This is a genomic window from Streptomyces pactum, assembly GCF_002005225.1.
Classification (GTDB): domain Bacteria; phylum Actinomycetota; class Actinomycetes; order Streptomycetales; family Streptomycetaceae; genus Streptomyces; species Streptomyces pactum_A.
Window position 1 is genome coordinate 5,690,293 of the sequence record NZ_CP019724.1, and the last position, 15,965, is coordinate 5,706,257.

Consider the following 15,965-nt stretch of genomic DNA (forward strand, 5'->3'; position numbering starts at 1 on the left):
TGATGGACGTCCCGCTCTGGTTCGCCCTGCTCTGCGTCGGAGTCCTCGGCGTCAAGCTCATCCGCCCGCCCTGGTGGCTGATCGGCGTGCTCCTGCTCGGCGGCTTCCTCCTCGCCGACAGCGTCCTCGCCCCGGTCATCGACACCGCCCTCAAGTAACCAAGGAAGGAGGAACGTTCATGTTCCGGCCCAAGCTCCCGACCATGCCCCAGCCCACCGGCATCGTCACCCCGCCCGCCGTCATCGAACCGACCACGATCACGCCCGGCACCCCGACCACGCCGCCGGCCCCCGTCGCCCCGGCTCCGGTCCCGGCCTCGACCCGGCCCACGGTCCAGCTCACCCCGGGGACCGCGCTCGCTCTCGTCGGGGGCGGCACCGCCGTCGTCCTGGTCGTCGGCGCCGTCCTGGTCTCCATGCTCCTGGCGGTCGCCATCACCGGCGCCTCGGTCGCCGTCTGCGCCGTCGTCCTGCGCTCCCTGCTCGCCTCCGACACCCGGCGCCGCTAACGGCCCCCGGGGCGGCTCTCTCGTCAAAGAACCGCCGCCCCGGGCGCCTTCCCACCTTCCAGACCCAACGGACCTGAAAGGCACCCTCATGATGCCCCAGCACGCCCCGACCGCGCGCATCTGCCGCGACTGCGACGGCTTCCCGACGGTCGCCATCACCACCGGCACCCGCCACACCGACGGCACCCGCGCCACCCTCCGGATCACCTGCCCGACCTGCAAGGGCACCGGCCACGCCGCCCCCGCCGTCCTCGCCCGGACGGGTCGGTGATCGCGGTGGCTCTCCTCGACTGGCGCTCTCCCGAGCACTTCGACCACTCCGGCGACAAGCCGTGCGTGATCTGCACCAAGCCCACCCCGCTGCGCTCCGCCCGCGGCAAGCCCGTGCACAAGGTCTGCGCGGAGGACTGGATCGACCGCCACACCGTCAAGGAGGACGACGCGTGACCAACGCCGTCACCTCGGCGGGCCTGGACCCGGTCACCCTCGGCGATCTGCTGCGGGTGGCCGGGTCCCCCGGCTTCGACCGCTGGCAAGACCAGATCAAGCGCACCGGCGGCTGCTCCGAACCGATCCACCTGACCGGCTGGACGATCCACAAGGACAAGACCACCGGCGAGACCCTGCACCACTACTCGACCGCCGACGAGCCGGGCGGACGGCTGCGCGTCGCCTGCGGCAACCGCCGCGCCTCCCGCTGCCCCGCCTGCGCCTGGACCTACGCCGGAGACACCTACCACCTCATCCGCGCCGGGCTCGCCGGTGACGACCGCCGTGACATCCCCGCCACCGTCCGGGATCACCCGCGCGTCTTCGCCACCCTCACCGCCCCCTCCTTCGGCCCGGTCCACAACCGACCCGGCACCCGGCCCTGCCGCTGCGGCACCCGGCACACCGAGGACGCCCCCGAGCTGGGCACCGCCCTCGACCCGAGCACGTACGACTACGCGGGCGCCGTGCTCTTCAACAACCACGCCGGGCAGCTCTGGCAGCGCTTCACCAACCGGCTGCGCCGCGAGATTGCCGCCCGCGCCGGCATCACCCAACGCGAGTTGAAGGAGTGCGCCCGGCTGTCGTACGGCAAGGTCGCCGAGTTCCAGAAGCGCGGTGCCGTGCATTTTCACGCCGTGATCCGCATCGACGGACCCGACGGGCCGGACACCCCGCCGCCGTCCTGGGCCACGGTCGATCTCCTCTCCGACGCGATCCGGGCCGCCGCCGCGCACCCATACACGTCCGTCTCGGTCCCGACCGCCGCCGACCAACCGGCCCGTACCTTCCGGTGGGGAACCCAGCTCGACGTGCGCCCGGTCAAGGCGTTCGGGGACGGTTCCGACATCACCGAACAAGCTGTGGCCTCCTACGTCGCCAAGTACGCCACCAAAGCGGCCGAGAACACCGGCACCCTGGACCGCCGGGTGGGGGAGCTTTCCGAACTCGACCGCCACGGCGTCCCCGACCACGCCCGTCGACTCATCGCCGCGTGCAAGACGCTTGATCCGCTCTACCCCGACCGGCGCCTGTGGGCCTGGGCTCACATGCTCGGCTTTCGCGGCCACTTCTCCAGCAAGAGCCGCCGCTACTCCACCACCCTCGGCGCCCTCCGCCAGGCACGCGCCGACTACCGCGCCGCACAGGAACACGCCGCCCTCGGCCTGGAAGACCGCGAGCCGGACACCGTGCTCGTCCTCACGGACTGGCAGTACGCCGGCCACGGTCACACGCCCGGCGAATCCGTCCTCGCCGCCACGATCGCCCGGGATCTCCAGCTCAACCGCGAAACCGCCCGCGAAGAACTCGCATCCCTGCGTCAGGAAGGACAGCAAGCCCATGAATGAGCGATACCTCAACGTGGATCAGGTCGCCGAACTCCTCGGCACGACCGTGCGCTTCCCGCGCCGCCTGATCGAGGAGCGCCGCATCACGTACGTGAAGGTCGGCCGCCACGTGCGCATCCCCGAAAGCGCCGTCCGCGGGTACATCGCTGCGAACACGGTGCAGCCTCGCCGGCGTGGTGCCGCCGCTCTTCGGGGGGTGGCTGCCTGATGGCGGGGAAGCGTCGACAGTTCGGGCGGGTCCGCAAGCTCCCGTCCGGCCGCTATCAGGCCCGGTACGTCGGTCCTGACGGCATGCTCCGCCCCGCCCCCGAGACCTTCCGCACGAAGAAGGACGCGGACGCCTGGCTCGCCGACAAGCAGACCGAGATGCGGCGCGGTGACTGGCACGACCCCGATGCCGGGAAGGTGGCGTTCGGCCCGTACGCCGCCGCCTGGATCGAGGAGCGGGAGCTGACTGCGACCACCCGCCAGCTCTACGGCTCGCTCTTGCGCCACCACCTGGAACCCACGTTCGGCGGGGTCAACGTCGCGGACGTCTCGCCCCCGCTCGTGCGTCGCTGGCGTGCCGACAAGCTCGCCGCCGGCATCGGCCCGACGACCGTCGCGAAGGCGTACGCCCTGCTCCGCGCGATTCTCCACACCGCTGTCGCCGATCAGATGATCCGGCGCAACCCGTGCACGATCAAGGGCGCGAGCGTGGTGCACACCCCGGAGCGTCCCACCGCGACCGTCCAAGAGGTCTACGACCTGGCGGACGCCATCCAGCCGCGCTACCGGGCGCTCGTCCTCATGGCCGGCTTCCTCGGTCTTCGCTGGGGCGAACTGATCGGCCTGCACCGCCGGGATGTCGACCTGGACCACGGCGCCGTGCGCGTCCGCCGGTCCGTCGCCGAACTCAACAACGGACAGCGCGAGATCAAAGCCCCGAAGAGTGCGGCCGGTAAGCGAACGGTGTCCATCCCCACCGCGATCGTTCCGGACATCCGCGAGCACCTGAAGCGGTACGCCGAGCTGGGCGCCGACGGACGAGTGTTTATCGGTGCAAAGGGTGCGACCCCGCGCCGCAACCACTTCAACCGGCTGTGGCGCACCGCGTGCGACGATGCCGGCGTCAAGGGCCTGCACTTCCATGATCTACGGCACACCGGCAACACCCTCGCCGCCTCGACCGGTGCGAGCACCCGGGAACTGATGGCGCGGATGGGCCACAGCACCGCCCGGGCCGCGCTGATCTACCAGCACGCCAGTGCCGAGCGTGACCGGCTGATCGCCGACGCCGTGTCCGGGCTCGTCGACAAGGGCCGGAAGAAGAAAGATCGAAAGCCCAAGGGGCACGCCGGGGACACGACCGGCTGATCAGGACCTCGGAAAGCGATCAGGGCCAGGCGGAGGAATGATCCTCTGACCTGGCCCTGAGTCGTCTGGAGCGGGCGACGGGAATCGAACCCGCGTAGCTAGTTTGGAAGACTAGGGCTCTACCATTGAGCTACGCCCGCACAGCGTGCGCCGCAGGTCGCCGACCGCGGCACTGGAGGCATCCTAGCGGGTCGGTCCCCCTCCCCGCACACCCCTTCCGGTCCGCGCCGGACCTTCACGGACGCCGGGGAAACCCGGCGGCCCCCGCGCCCGGCGGCATGTACCCTACGTGTCGCACCAGACGGGGTGTGGCGCAGCTTGGTAGCGCGTCCGCTTTGGGAGCGGAAGGCCGTGGGTTCAAATCCCGCCACCCCGACCAGTCACCGACACTGCTGTCGCGGCCAGTCACCGACACTGCCGTCGTGGCCACCCGCCGGCCGTTCACCGGCCGCGGCCGGCGGTCCCGGCCGCCTTTTGGTGGGCCGTCCGGCCGATCGCCTGCGATGATCGGCTGCCCGTTCGCCCGCCCGTTCGACCGGGAGTCCCGTGATCGTCTTTTGGGCCGTGTAGTCGCTGCCGTTACTATGCAAGCTGCACGCCCGTGTGTCTCAGCGTATGAAGTCTCCGGGCGGCGAAATTTGCCGGATGCCTCTCTGGCTCCGGCAGAACCCAAGAAGTCAGCCACCAAGGAGACCGAACCGTGAAGAGCGCCGTGGAGACCCTGAACCCGACCCGGGTTCGGCTCACTGTCGAGGTGCCCTTCGAGGAGCTCAAGGACAGCCTCGACGCGGCGTACAAGAAGATCAACCAGCAGGTCACGGTGAAGGGCTTCCGCAAGGGCAAGATCCCGGCCCGAGTCATCGACCAGCGGTTCGGCCGCGGTGCGGTTCTGGAGGAGGCGGTCAACGACGCGCTTCCGAAGTTCTACACCGACGCGGTCAACGAGGCCGAGCTGAACCCGCTCGGCCAGCCCGAGGTCGACATCACGGAGCTGAAGGACGGCGAGACGCTGAACTTCACCGCCGAGGTCGACATCCGCCCCGCCATCGAGATCCCGGACTACTCCGGTATCGAGGTCGAGGTCGACGCCATCGAGGTCAGCGACGAGGACGTCGACAAGGCGGTGGAGCAGCTTCGCGAGCGCTTCGCCTCCACCTCCCCGGTCGAGCGTGCCGCCGAGGAGGGCGACGTCGTCACCCTCGACCTGCAGGCCAAGGTCGACGGCGAGGTCCTCGAGGACGGCGTCGCCGACGGCGTCTCCTACACCATCGGCTCCGGCGAGCTGCTGGAAGGCATCGACGACGCCGTCAAGGGCGTGGAGGCCGGTGGCGAGGCCACCTTCACCTCCGAGCTCAAGGGCGGCTCGGCGGCCGGCAAGGAGGCCGAGGTCACCGTCAAGGTCACCCAGGTCGCCAAGCGCGAGCTGCCCGAGCTGGACGACGACTTCGCCCAGCTCGCGTCGGAGTTCGACACGCTGGAGGAGCTGAAGGCCGACAGCCGCAAGCGCCTGGCCGGCACGAAGCAGTACGACCAGGCCACGCAGGCCCAGGAGCGCGTGCTCGACAAGCTCCTCGAGCTGGTCGAGGTCCCCGTCCCCGAGAAGCTCCTCGAGGACGAGGTCAACACCCGCAAGCACAACCTGCAGCACCACCAGCTCGGCCAGATGGGTCTGGACCTCGACAAGTACCTGGAGCTCCAGGGCAAGAGCGCCGAGGAGTTCGACACCGAGACCCGCGAGGCCGCGGTCAAGGGCATCAAGACCCAGTTCGTCCTCGACGAGCTGGTCAAGCAGGAGAAGCTCAACGTCAGCCAGGAGGAGCTCACCGAGCACCTCATGCGCCGGGCTGCCTCCTCCGGCATGTCCCCCGACCAGTTCGCCCAGGCCGTCGTCGAGCAGGGCCAGGTCCCGCTCCTCGTCGGCGAGGTCGCCCGCGGCAAGGCCCTGGCCGTCGTGGTCGAGAAGGCCACGGTCAAGGACACCAACGGCGAGATCGTCGACCTCGAGGACGAGGAGGACGAGACGGAGACCACGGAGGCCGCTGCCGAGTCCGGTGACTCCGCCGAGTCCGCCGAGTCCGGTGACGACAAGGCCGAGGAGAAGACCGAGGGCTGAACCGCCCACGGCACTGCCTGACGTACGCCGACGGGCCCCGATATGCGGTAAGCGCTTCGGGGCCCGTCGCCGTTGCGCCCAGGGACCCGGGAGGCGTGCCACGGGGGCTGTGTCGGTGTGCGGCTCCGCCGCCCGGGCGCGACCGGCCCCACGGCCCGCGGCTGCGGACGAACGGAACCGCCCGTGGCGCGGACGACGGAACCGCCCGCACCGCGGACGACGGAACCGCCCCCACCGCGGACGACCCCCTGCTCACCCAGCGGAGCGACATGCGCTCACAGCGAACACCGCGAGAACCGGGATGGCACCGCAGGGCCTGCGCGTTAGGGTCCATGAGTACGAGGGCAGGGGAGTCCCCGAAACCGGCCGGACGGCCCCGCGCCCCGGCAGAACACGTGAGACGGCCCGGCGCCGTCGTAAGACGAGCAGGTGGATACGTGACGAATCTGATGCCCTCCGCCGCCGGCGAGCCCTCCATCGGTGGTGGCCTCGGCGACCAGGTGTACAACCGGCTGCTCGGCGAGCGGATCATCTTCCTCGGCCAGCCGGTCGACGACGACATCGCGAACAAGATCACCGCACAGCTTCTGCTCCTTGCCTCCGACCCGGACAAGGACATTTACCTGTACATCAACAGCCCGGGCGGTTCGATCACGGCCGGCATGGCGATCTACGACACCATGCAGTACATCAAGAACGACGTGGTGACCATCGCGATGGGCCTGGCGGCCTCGATGGGCCAGTTCCTGCTCAGTGCGGGCACCCCGGGCAAGCGCTTCGCGCTCCCGAACGCCGAGATCCTGATCCACCAGCCCTCCGCCGGCCTGGCCGGCTCGGCCTCGGACATCAAGATCCACGCCGAGCGGCTGCTGCACACCAAGAAGCGCATGGCGGAGCTCACGGCCCAGCACACGGGCCAGACGATCGAGCAGATCACCCGGGACTCCGACCGCGACCGCTGGTTCGACGCCTTCGAGGCCAAGGAGTACGGCCTCATCGACGACGTGATGACGACGGCCGCCGGCATGCCGGGCGGCGGTGGCACGGGGGCCTGAGCCGCTCACCGCGGGCCTCCCGGGTCTCCCCGGGCCCCGCGGAGCGGGCCGAGCCCCCCGCGGGCCGGCGCGCCCGTCCAGCCAGCCCCGAGCCGACCGCCTCAGCCCCTCTCCAGGAGACACTGTGAACGACTTCCCCGGCAGCGGCCTGCACGACCGCTCGCGTGCCGAGTACACCGGCCCCTCCGCCGAGTCCCGCTATGTGATCCCGCGCTTCGTCGAGCGCACCTCCCAGGGCGTTCGCGAGTACGACCCGTACGCGAAGCTCTTCGAGGAGCGCGTGATCTTCCTCGGCGTCCAGATCGACGACGCCTCCGCCAACGACGTCATGGCGCAGTTGCTGTGCCTGGAGTCGATGGACCCCGACCGGGACATCTCGATCTACATCAACAGCCCCGGCGGCTCCTTCACCGCGCTCACGGCCATCTACGACACGATGCAGTTCGTGAAGCCGGACGTCCAGACGGTCTGCATGGGCCAGGCGGCCTCCGCCGCCGCGATCCTGCTGGCCGCCGGCACGCCGGGCAAGCGCATGGCACTGCCGAACGCCCGCGTCCTGATCCACCAGCCGTACAGCGAGACCGGCCGCGGTCAGGTCTCCGACCTGGAGATCGCCGCCAACGAGATCCTCCGGATGCGCGCGCAACTGGAGGAGATGCTGGCCAAGCACTCCACCACGCCGGTCGAGAAGATCCGCGAGGACATCGAGCGCGACAAGATCCTCACGGCCGAGGACGCCCTTGCCTACGGCCTGGTCGACCAGATCATCTCCACCCGGAAGATGAACAACGAGTCGGTTCGCTGACACGGAGCGGGTATCGTCTGCTGCTCCTTGGCACGGTCCACGTCGAAGTGAACCGTGCCAAGGGGGGCCCGGACGGGGGGCCCGGCAAGGTACCGTCGGACATAAGGCAGCACCAGGAGTCCGCCGGCCGTCGACGTGACGTCGACGACGGGGAGTCTCCCAGGCGAAGGGGAAGCACACCGTGGCACGCATCGGTGACGGCGGCGATCTGCTCAAGTGCTCGTTCTGCGGCAAGAGCCAGAAGCAGGTCAAGAAGCTCATCGCAGGGCCCGGTGTGTACATCTGCGACGAGTGCATCGACCTCTGCAACGAGATCATCGAGGAAGAGCTGGCGGAGACCAGCGAGGTGCGCTGGGAGGAGCTCCCCAAGCCCCGCGAGATCTACGAGTTCCTCGACGGGTACGTCGTCGGTCAGGAAGCCGCCAAGAAGGCGCTCTCCGTCGCGGTGTACAACCACTACAAGCGGGTCCAGGCCGGCGAGAACGGCGGCGGCCAAGGCCGCGAGGACGCCATCGAGTTGGCGAAGTCCAACATCCTGCTGCTGGGCCCCACCGGCTCCGGCAAGACCCTCCTCGCCCAGACCCTGGCGCGCATGCTGAACGTCCCCTTCGCGATCGCCGACGCCACGGCGCTCACCGAGGCGGGGTACGTCGGCGAGGACGTCGAGAACATCCTGCTCAAGCTGATCCAGGCGGCGGACTACGACGTCAAGAAGGCCGAGACCGGGATCATCTACATCGACGAGATCGACAAGGTCGCGCGGAAGAGTGAGAACCCGTCGATCACGCGTGACGTCAGCGGCGAGGGCGTCCAGCAGGCCCTGCTGAAGATCCTCGAGGGCACCACGGCCTCGGTCCCGCCGCAGGGCGGCCGCAAGCACCCGCACCAGGAGTTCATCCAGATCGACACGACGAACGTGCTGTTCATCGTGGGCGGTGCCTTCTCGGGCCTGGAGAAGATCATCGAAGGCCGGGCCGGCGCCAAGGGCATCGGTTTCGGCGCGACGATCCGGTCCAAGCGGGAGCTGGAGTCCAAGGACCAGTTCGAGTCCGTCATGCCCGAGGACCTGGTCAAGTTCGGCATGATCCCCGAGTTCATCGGCCGGCTCCCCGTCATCACCTCGGTCCACAACCTCGACCGCGAGGCCCTGCTGCAGATCCTGGTCGAGCCGCGCAACGCGCTCGTCAAGCAGTACGAGCGCCTCTTCGAACTCGACGGCGTCGAGCTGGACTTCGAGCGCGAGGCCCTGGAGGCCATCGCCGACCAGGCCATCCTCCGCCAGACCGGCGCCCGGGGCCTGCGCGCCATCATGGAGGAAGTCCTCCAGGGCGTCATGTACGAGGTCCCCTCCCGCAAGGACGTGGCCCGCGTCGTCATCACGGCGGACGTGGTCCTCTCCAACGTCAACCCGACGCTCATCCCGCGGGATTCGCGGGGGCGTGGCTCGGGGGAGCAGAAGACGGCGTAGCCGTCACCGTACGAAGCCGCACGCGGAAGGGGCCCGGTCGACCGACCGGGCCCCTTCCGCGTAGCCGTTTTGGCGTCAGGCCTTGACGCGGACCTCCTTGCGGAGCTTGGCCGTGAGATCGGCGGCCTTCTCCAGGTCGGCTGGCTTGCCGGCCATGGCGTCGGCCAGCTCCATGTTGATGATGACGCCGAGAGTGCTGTGGTCACCCCAAATGCACACCGGCATGCTGATCTCCGAGGGTCCGGAAGCCGCGTCGCCCGACGAGGCGCCGCTGTTCTTGATCTTGGTTTCCTGACACTTCAGGACTGCGCCGCTCAGCTCGCTCGGCTTGAACTCCTTGGGGCTGCCGACGACCTCGCCCTCGGTCTCCTCGTCCTTGGAGGCGTTCTTCTTCAGCTCCGCGAACATGGCATCGACGACCTTCTCCGGGTCGTCGATCTCGCCGTACACCCCCATGAAGTTGATCATCTTCATGGAGAGCGGATTGGTCTCGTCCCCAGCCTCGTAGCCCGCGTTGACGTTCTGCGCGTTCTTGACGCCGTGCTTCTCGGCTTCCTCGAGGTCGCTCTCGTCGAAGCCGCCGCTGTCCGCGTTGCTGCCCTTCTTGTACTCTCCGCCGAGCACCGTCGCCGGCGTCGTCAGCTTGTGCGGGCCGTCGTCGGCGATGTCCGAGCCGCCGGCGCCCCCGCCCCCGCCGAACACGAAGTACGCCCCCACGCCGATCGCCGCCACGACGGCGACCGCGCCGATGATCAGACCCGTCTTCTTCTTGCCGCCGCCCGGCGCCGGGGGCTGGGGCATGCCGTACGGCGCCTGGCCGGGCGGCTGCTGCCCGTACGGGGGCTGCTGGCCGTAGGGAGGCTGCTGACCGTACGGCGGCTGCTGCGGCGGGACGCCGCCCTGCTGGGGCTGCGACGGGTAGCCGTAACCCGGCTGCGCGGGCGGAGGCGTCTGCTGGGGGTAGCCATAGCCGGGCTGGGGGGCCTGCGGCGGCTGCTGGCCGTACGGCCCCGGCTGGCCGTACGGTCCGGGCTGCTGGGGCTGCCCGCCGTACGGGCCCGGCTGGTTGTGACTCATTACTGGGTTCCCCTCCAGATGCTTATGTAGTGCTGACATCCTGACTCAGACCCGGCGTGCGCAGGTCACCGGGGGCCGCACCGTTACAAAGGAAACGCGTTTCGGGACAGGGCCGTGACGCCCTTAAACTGACCCCCGTGACCGAGAACTCTCAGCAGCCGCAGCCAGCACCCACCACCGAACTGCCGACCCAGTACACGCCGGCCGAGGTAGAGGGGAAGCTGTACGAGCGCTGGGTGGAACGGGGTTACTTCGAGGCGGACGCGGACAGCGACAAGCCGCCGTACACCGTCGTCATCCCGCCGCCGAACGTCACGGGCAGCCTGCACCTCGGGCACGCCTTCGAGCACACGCTCATCGACGCCCTGACCCGTCGCAAGCGCATGCAGGGCTACGAGACGCTGTGGCAGCCCGGCATGGACCACGCCGGCATCGCCACGCAGAACGTCGTCGAGCGGGAGCTGGCGAAGGAGGCCAAGTCCCGGCACGACCTGGGCCGGGACGCCTTCGTCGAGCGGGTCTGGCAGTGGAAGAGCGAGTCCGGCGGGCAGATCAGCGGGCAGATGCGCCGCCTCGGCGACGGCGTCGCCTGGTCGCGTGAGCGCTTCACGATGGACGAGGGCCTTTCCCAGGCCGTCCAGACCATCTTCAAGCGGCTCTACGACGACGAGCTGATCTACCGCGCCGAGCGCATCATCAACTGGTGCCCGCGCTGCCTGACCGCGATCTCCGACATCGAGGTCGAGTACCAGGACGACGACGGCGAGCTGGTCTCGATGAAGTACGGGGACGGGGACGAGACGATCGTCGTCGCCACCACCCGTGCCGAGACGATGCTCGGTGACACGGCCGTCGCCGTCCACCCCGAGGACGAGCGCTACAAGCACCTGGTCGGCAAGCTCATCAAGCTGCCGCTGACCGACCGCTCCATCCCGGTCGTCGCCGACGAGCACGTCGACCCCGAGTTCGGCACCGGCGCCGTCAAGGTGACGCCCGCCCACGACCCGAACGACTTCGAGATCGGCCGGCGCCACGACCTGCCCGCCATCGCGGTCATGGACGAGCACGCGGTCATCACCAACCACGGTCCCTTCCAGGGCCTGGACCGGTTGGAGGCCCGCTCCGCCATCGTCGCCGCGCTGCGCGCCGAGGGCCGGATCGTCGCCGAGAAGCGGCCCTACGTCCACAGCGTCGGCCACTGCTCGCGCTGCAAGACCACCGTCGAGCCGCGCCTGTCCATGCAGTGGTGGGTCAAGGTCGGCCCGCTGGCCAAGGCCGCCGGTGACGCGGTCCGCGACGGCAAGGTCAAGATCCACCCGCAGGAGATGGAGAAGCGGTACTTCGACTGGGTCGACAACCTCCACGACTGGTGCATCTCGCGCCAGCTCTGGTGGGGCCACCGCATCCCGGTCTGGTACGGCCCGCCGGGCGAGGTCGTCTGCGTCGGCCCCGACGAGGAGTCGCCGAGCGGCGAGGGCTGGTACCAGGACTCCGACGTCCTCGACACCTGGTTCTCCTCCGGCCTGTGGCCGTTCTCCACGCTGGGCTGGCCCGAGCAGACCGACTCGCTCGCGAAGTTCTACCCGAACTCCGTCCTGGTCACCGGCTACGACATCCTCTTCTTCTGGGTCGCCCGGATGATGATGTTCGGCCTGTACGCGATGGACGGCACCCCGCCGTTCCACACCATCGCCCTGCACGGCATGGTCCGTGACCAGAACGGCAAGAAGATGTCCAAGTCCTTCGGGAACGTGGTCAACCCGCTCGACTGGATGGACAAGTACGGCTCGGACGCGCTCCGCTTCACCCTCGCGCGCGGCGCCAACCCGGGCGTCGACGTCCCGATCGGCGAGGACTGGGTCCAGGGTTCCCGGAACTTCGCCAACAAGATCTGGAACGCCACCCGCTTCGCGCTGATGAACGGCGCGACGGTCCAGGGCCCGCTGCCGGACGCGTCGGAGATGTCCTCGACCGACCGGTGGATCCTCTCCCGCCTGAACTCGGTGGTCGCCGAGGTCGACGCGTACTACGAGGACTACCAGTTCGCGAAGCTGTCCGACGCCCTGTTCCACTTCGCGTGGGACGAGGTCTTCGACTGGTACGTCGAGCTGTCCAAAACCACCTTCCAGGCGGGCGGCGAGGCCGCCGAGGTCAGCAAGCGCGTCCTCGGTGAGGTCCTCGACGTCACGCTGCGGCTGCTGCACCCGGTCGTCCCCTTCGTCACCGAGACGCTGTGGACGACGCTCACGGGCGGCGAGACCCTGGTGACCGCCGAGTGGCCGGCCGACTCCGGCTTCCGGGACGCCGACGCCGAGCGGGAGATCGGGACCGTCCAGTCCGTCATCACCGAGGTCCGCCGCTTCCGTGCCGACCAGGGGCTCCAGCCCGGCCAGCGGGTCCCGGCCCGACTGGCCCTCGCGGGCACCGCGCTCGCCGCGCACGAGGCGGCCGTACGGCAGTTGCTGCGGCTCCAGCCGGAGGGCGACGGCTTCACGGCCACGGCGACCCTGCCGGTGGCGGGTGTCGAGGTCGCGCTCGACCTCTCCGGCGTGATCGACTTCGCCGCCGAGCGCAAGCGCCTCACCAAGGACCTCGCCGCCGCCGAGAAGGAGAAGGCCCAGGCCGACGGCAAGCTCGGCAACGAGGCCTTCCTCGCGAAGGCGCCGGACCACGTCGTGGACAAGATCCGGGGGCGGCTGGCCAAGGCGGACGAGGACATCGCCCGCATCCAGGCGCAGATCGAGAAGCTGCCGGAGGCGTAACACCGGTACGTGGATGAAAGCTCCCGGCGCCCTGTGCGCGCCGGGAGCTTTCACGTCCCCGGGGGTGCGGGGCGGTATGGTCGTGCGGCTCCGCCGCGTGGGCGCGACCAGCCACGACGCGCCCGCACACGCCACGCGGCCCCGGTCACCCCACTCCGCGGCCCCACTGTCAGCGACCCTCCGTAGACTGGTTCCCGTGAGTGACATCCCCGGCGAGAACGACCAGCCCGACCCCTCCGAGCCCCTCGACTCCTTCGACGAGATCATCGACGCGGAGACGACCCGCGACCCCGACCTCGCTGTCATCGAAGCGGGCAGCCGCACCCTCCGCACCCAGGGCGGCCCCCCGCAGGCGGACGTGCCCGCGCGTCCCGAGGACCCCGAGGTGGACAAGGCGCTGCGCGAGGTGGAGGCGGAGCTCGCGACCCGCTGGGGCGAGACCAAGCTGGAGCCGTCCGTCGCCCGGATCGCCGCGCTGATGGACGTTCTGGGGGACCCGCAGCGGTCGTACCCGTCCATCCACATCACGGGGACCAACGGCAAGACCACCACCGCCCGCATGATCGAGGCCCTGCTCGGCGCCTTCGAGCTGCGCACCGGGCGGTACACCTCGCCGCACGTGCAGTCCGTCACCGAGCGGATCAGCCTGGACGGCGCGGCGATCCCCGCCGAGCGTTTCATCGAGACGTACGAGGACATCAAGCCGTACGTCGAGATGGTCGACGCCCGGCAGGAGCACCGGCTGTCCTTCTTCGAGGTGCTGACCGGCATGGCGTACGCCGCGTTCGCCGACGCGCCCGTGGACGTGGCCGTCGTCGAGGTCGGCATGGGCGGCTCCTGGGACGCCACCAACGTCATCGACGGGGACGTGGCCGTCGTCACCCCCATCGACCTGGACCACACCGACCGGCTCGGCGGGACGCCCGGCGCGATCGCGACCGAGAAGGCCGGGATCGTCAAGCAGGACGCCACCGTGATCCTGGCCCAGCAGCCGGTGGACGCGGCGCAGGTGCTGCTGAAGAAGGCCGTGGACGTCAACGCCACCGTGGCGCGCGAGGGGCTGGAGTTCGGCGTCGTCGCCCGGCAGGTCGCCGTCGGCGGGCAACTGATGACCCTGCGCGGGCTCGGCGGCGAGTACACCGAGGTGTACCTGCCGCTGCACGGCGCCCACCAGGCGCACAACGCGGCGGTCGCGCTGGCCGCCGTGGAGGCGTTCTTCGGCGTCGGGGAGCAGCGTCCCGAGCCGCTGGACATCGACACCGTGCGCAAGGCCTTCGCCGCGGTCGCCTCACCGGGGCGGATGGAGGTGGTGCGGCGCTCGCCGACCGTGGTGCTGGACGCCGCGCACAATCCGGCCGGGGCCCGGGTCACCGCCGAGGCGGTCGGGGAGGCCTTCCAGTTCAGCCGGCTCATCGGCGTGGTCGGCGCGAGCGGCGACAAGAACGTGCGGGGGCTGCTGGAGGCCTTCGAGCCGGTCTTCGCCGAGGTCGTCGTCACCCAGAACTCCAGCCACCGCGCGATGGACGCCGACGAGCTGGCCGCAATCGCCGTCGAGGTGTTCGGCGAGGACCGGGTCCAGGTCGAGCCGCGACTGCCGGACGCCCTGGAGGCCGCGATCACGCTGGCCGAGGAGGAGGGCGAGTTCGCGGGCGGCGGTGTGCTCGTCACCGGTTCCGTCATCACCGTCGGCGAGGCCCGACTGCTCCTCGGGAGGGGCTGAGAATCCGTGCGTACGCTCTGTGCTTCTACTCTGATCGGCGAGTTCTTCGTGATCGGCTTCGCCGGACTGGTCGCCATGAAGGACCCGGACCTGTCGGTGACGACGGTGTGGACGGTCAGCGGCATCGCGATGTTCCTGTGCGTGGCGCTGTGCGGCTTCGTGACCCGGCCCGGCGGCATCGCCTTCGGCTGGGCCCTGCAGGTCGCCCTGATCGCCTCGGGCTTCGTCGTGCCGTCCATGTTCTTCCTGGGCGCGATCTTCGCCGCCCTGTGGTGGGCCTCCGTGCACTACGGGCGGAAGATCGACGAGGCGAAGGCGAGGTTCGCCGCCCAGGCCGAGGCCTCCGCGCCCGACGCGGCCTGAACGTCCGCGCGACGCCGTCCGAGCGCTCAGGCGCGACGCCGTCCGAGCGCTCGCGTTCGACGCCGTCCGAGCGCTTCGACGCGACGCCGTCCGAGCGCTTCGACGCGACGCCGTCCGAGCCCTCGCCTGACGGTGCGCGACGGGCGCCGCGACACGCCCGGTAACCTCAGTCATCACTTCGCACAACCGCACATCCTCAAGGAGCCCTCGTGACCCAGCGCAGCCTCGTCCTCCTCAAGCCCGACGCCGTCCGTCGTGGCCTGACCGGCGAGATCATCAGCCGTATCGAGCGCAAGGCCGGCTGGCAGATCACCGCGCTGGAACTGCGCACCCTGGACGCCGAGACGCTGGAACAGCACTACGGCGAGCACAAGGGCAAGCCGTTCTACGAGCCGCTGGTCGAGTTCATGGCGTCCGGTCCCGTCGTCGCCATGGTCGTCGAGGGCGAGCGGGTCATCGAGGGCGTGCGCGCGCTGGCCGGCCCGACCGACCCGATCGCGGCGGCCCCCGGCTCCATCCGCGGGGACTTCGGAGTGATCGTCCGGGAGAACCTGATCCACGCCTCCGACTCCGAGGAGTCCGCCGAGCGCGAGCTGAAGATCTTCTTCCCCGGCCGGGCCTGATCCTCCCTCCGGACACGCCGGACGCATCTTTTTTCTGACGCCGCGTCAGCCGGATGGCCCGCGACGGACCAGGGCGGTCGCGTAGAAGCGACCGCCCTGTGGCATATGCGCGCCTGATCGGGGGAACGGATGCCCCCGTTGGCCCGTCTCCACAAGCGAGGCGGTGCGCCATCTGCTGACAATGGCGAAGACCCTCGCGCAGTGTTCGCGAAAGCGCGTCTACGATGGAAGCCTCCACGCGTCACTGCACCCACTTCGCCTACCTGAAAAGCCCTCA

General features: G+C 69.9%; 16 protein-coding genes and 2 tRNA genes. 16 read left to right on the forward strand and 2 right to left on the reverse strand.

What is annotated here, in order from left to right:
• Positions 1-2: 2 nt before the first annotated feature.
• From B1H29_RS24290 to B1H29_RS24320, 7 genes are all read left to right on the forward strand, one after another.
• Complete coding sequence (locus B1H29_RS24290; RefSeq protein WP_007387680.1) at positions 3-158, forward strand: hypothetical protein; 156 nt, start codon at positions 3-5, stop codon at positions 156-158.
• Positions 159-178: 20 nt separating this feature from the next.
• Positions 179-508, forward strand: coding sequence for a hypothetical protein (locus B1H29_RS24295; RefSeq protein WP_055416915.1), 330 nt, complete (start codon positions 179-181; stop codon positions 506-508).
• Positions 509-599: 91 nt separating this feature from the next.
• Positions 600-779, forward strand: a complete 180-nt coding sequence (locus tag B1H29_RS24300; RefSeq protein WP_055417728.1) for a hypothetical protein — start codon at positions 600-602, stop codon at positions 777-779.
• The gene (locus B1H29_RS24305; protein ID WP_055416914.1) at positions 776-955 is read left to right on the forward strand and encodes a hypothetical protein; all 180 of its coding nucleotides are present in this window, start codon (positions 776-778) and stop codon (positions 953-955) included. Before B1H29_RS24300 ends, B1H29_RS24305 begins: the two co-directional genes overlap by 4 nt.
• Positions 952-2,346 (forward strand): replication initiator protein RepSA, encoded by a 1,395-nt coding sequence (repSA, locus tag B1H29_RS24310; protein ID WP_055416913.1) that lies wholly within the window; start codon positions 952-954, stop codon positions 2,344-2,346. The genes B1H29_RS24305 and repSA overlap by 4 nt, the downstream gene beginning before the upstream one ends.
• A complete protein-coding gene (locus B1H29_RS24315; RefSeq protein ID WP_055416912.1) occupies positions 2,339-2,554 on the forward strand; it encodes an excisionase family DNA-binding protein in 216 nt (71 codons plus the stop codon). The genes repSA and B1H29_RS24315 overlap by 8 nt, the downstream gene beginning before the upstream one ends.
• Entirely contained in the window at positions 2,554-3,702 is a 1,149-nt protein-coding gene (locus tag B1H29_RS24320) for a tyrosine-type recombinase/integrase (protein WP_055416911.1), read from the forward strand. Before B1H29_RS24315 ends, B1H29_RS24320 begins: the two co-directional genes overlap by 1 nt.
• Positions 3,703-3,768: 66 nt before the next feature.
• On the opposite strand, the gene B1H29_RS24325 is transcribed toward B1H29_RS24320, so the two are convergent.
• Positions 3,769-3,842: transfer RNA gene (locus B1H29_RS24325), tRNA-Gly, on the reverse strand.
• Between the two features lie 162 nt (positions 3,843-4,004).
• On the opposite strand from B1H29_RS24325, the gene B1H29_RS24330 reads away from it, so the two are divergent.
• From B1H29_RS24330 to clpX, 5 genes are all read left to right on the forward strand, one after another.
• Positions 4,005-4,081, forward strand: a tRNA-Pro gene (locus B1H29_RS24330).
• Between the two features lie 321 nt (positions 4,082-4,402).
• A complete protein-coding gene (tig, locus tag B1H29_RS24335; protein WP_055416910.1) occupies positions 4,403-5,815 on the forward strand; it encodes a trigger factor in 1,413 nt (470 codons plus the stop codon).
• 449 nt (positions 5,816-6,264) lie between these two features.
• Entirely contained in the window at positions 6,265-6,870 is a 606-nt protein-coding gene (locus tag B1H29_RS24340) for an ATP-dependent Clp protease proteolytic subunit (protein ID WP_055416909.1), read from the forward strand.
• 124 nt (positions 6,871-6,994) lie between these two features.
• The gene (locus tag B1H29_RS24345; RefSeq protein WP_055416908.1) at positions 6,995-7,675 is read left to right on the forward strand and encodes an ATP-dependent Clp protease proteolytic subunit; all 681 of its coding nucleotides are present in this window, start codon (positions 6,995-6,997) and stop codon (positions 7,673-7,675) included.
• Between the two features lie 181 nt (positions 7,676-7,856).
• A complete protein-coding gene (gene clpX / locus B1H29_RS24350; protein WP_055416907.1) occupies positions 7,857-9,143 on the forward strand; it encodes an ATP-dependent Clp protease ATP-binding subunit ClpX in 1,287 nt (428 codons plus the stop codon).
• 75 nt (positions 9,144-9,218) lie between these two features.
• Here the strand turns inward: clpX and B1H29_RS24355 are convergent, their stop codons facing one another.
• A complete protein-coding gene (locus B1H29_RS24355) occupies positions 9,219-10,220 on the reverse strand; it encodes a hypothetical protein (RefSeq protein WP_055416906.1) in 1,002 nt (333 codons plus the stop codon).
• Between the two features lie 137 nt (positions 10,221-10,357).
• On the opposite strand from B1H29_RS24355, the gene B1H29_RS24360 reads away from it, so the two are divergent.
• From B1H29_RS24360 to ndk, 4 genes are all read left to right on the forward strand, one after another.
• Complete coding sequence (locus tag B1H29_RS24360; RefSeq protein ID WP_055416905.1) at positions 10,358-12,982, forward strand: valine--tRNA ligase; 2,625 nt, start codon at positions 10,358-10,360, stop codon at positions 12,980-12,982.
• A 196-nt stretch (positions 12,983-13,178) separates the two neighbouring features.
• Positions 13,179-14,702 (forward strand): bifunctional tetrahydrofolate synthase/dihydrofolate synthase, encoded by a 1,524-nt coding sequence (gene folC, locus B1H29_RS24365; RefSeq protein WP_055416904.1) that lies wholly within the window; start codon positions 13,179-13,181, stop codon positions 14,700-14,702.
• 6 nt (positions 14,703-14,708) lie between these two features.
• A complete protein-coding gene (locus tag B1H29_RS24370) occupies positions 14,709-15,065 on the forward strand; it encodes a DUF4233 domain-containing protein (RefSeq protein WP_055416903.1) in 357 nt (118 codons plus the stop codon).
• Between the two features lie 209 nt (positions 15,066-15,274).
• Positions 15,275-15,688 carry a nucleoside-diphosphate kinase gene (gene ndk / locus B1H29_RS24375; protein WP_055416902.1) on the forward strand — a complete coding sequence of 138 codons (414 nt, stop codon included), beginning with the start codon at positions 15,275-15,277 and terminating at the stop codon, positions 15,686-15,688.
• Positions 15,689-15,965 lie beyond the last annotated feature (277 nt).

What these genes read in the sequence shown, in the direction of transcription:
- B1H29_RS24290 (WP_007387680.1), top strand. Translation starts at nt 3, where the DNA reads ATGGACGTCCCGCTCTGGTTCGCCCTGCTCTGCGTCGGAGTCCTCGGC.
- B1H29_RS24295 (WP_055416915.1), top strand. Translation starts at nt 179, where the DNA reads ATGTTCCGGCCCAAGCTCCCGACCATGCCCCAGCCCACCGGCATCGTC.
- B1H29_RS24300 (WP_055417728.1), top strand. Translation starts at nt 600, where the DNA reads ATGCCCCAGCACGCCCCGACCGCGCGCATCTGCCGCGACTGCGACGGC.
- B1H29_RS24315 (WP_055416912.1), top strand. Translation starts at nt 2,339, where the DNA reads ATGAATGAGCGATACCTCAACGTGGATCAGGTCGCCGAACTCCTCGGC.
- B1H29_RS24320 (WP_055416911.1), top strand. Translation starts at nt 2,554, where the DNA reads ATGGCGGGGAAGCGTCGACAGTTCGGGCGGGTCCGCAAGCTCCCGTCC.
- B1H29_RS24340 (WP_055416909.1), top strand. Translation starts at nt 6,265, where the DNA reads ATGCCCTCCGCCGCCGGCGAGCCCTCCATCGGTGGTGGCCTCGGCGAC.
- B1H29_RS24355 (WP_055416906.1), bottom strand. Translation starts at nt 10,220, where the DNA reads ATGAGTCACAACCAGCCGGGCCCGTACGGCGGGCAGCCCCAGCAGCCC.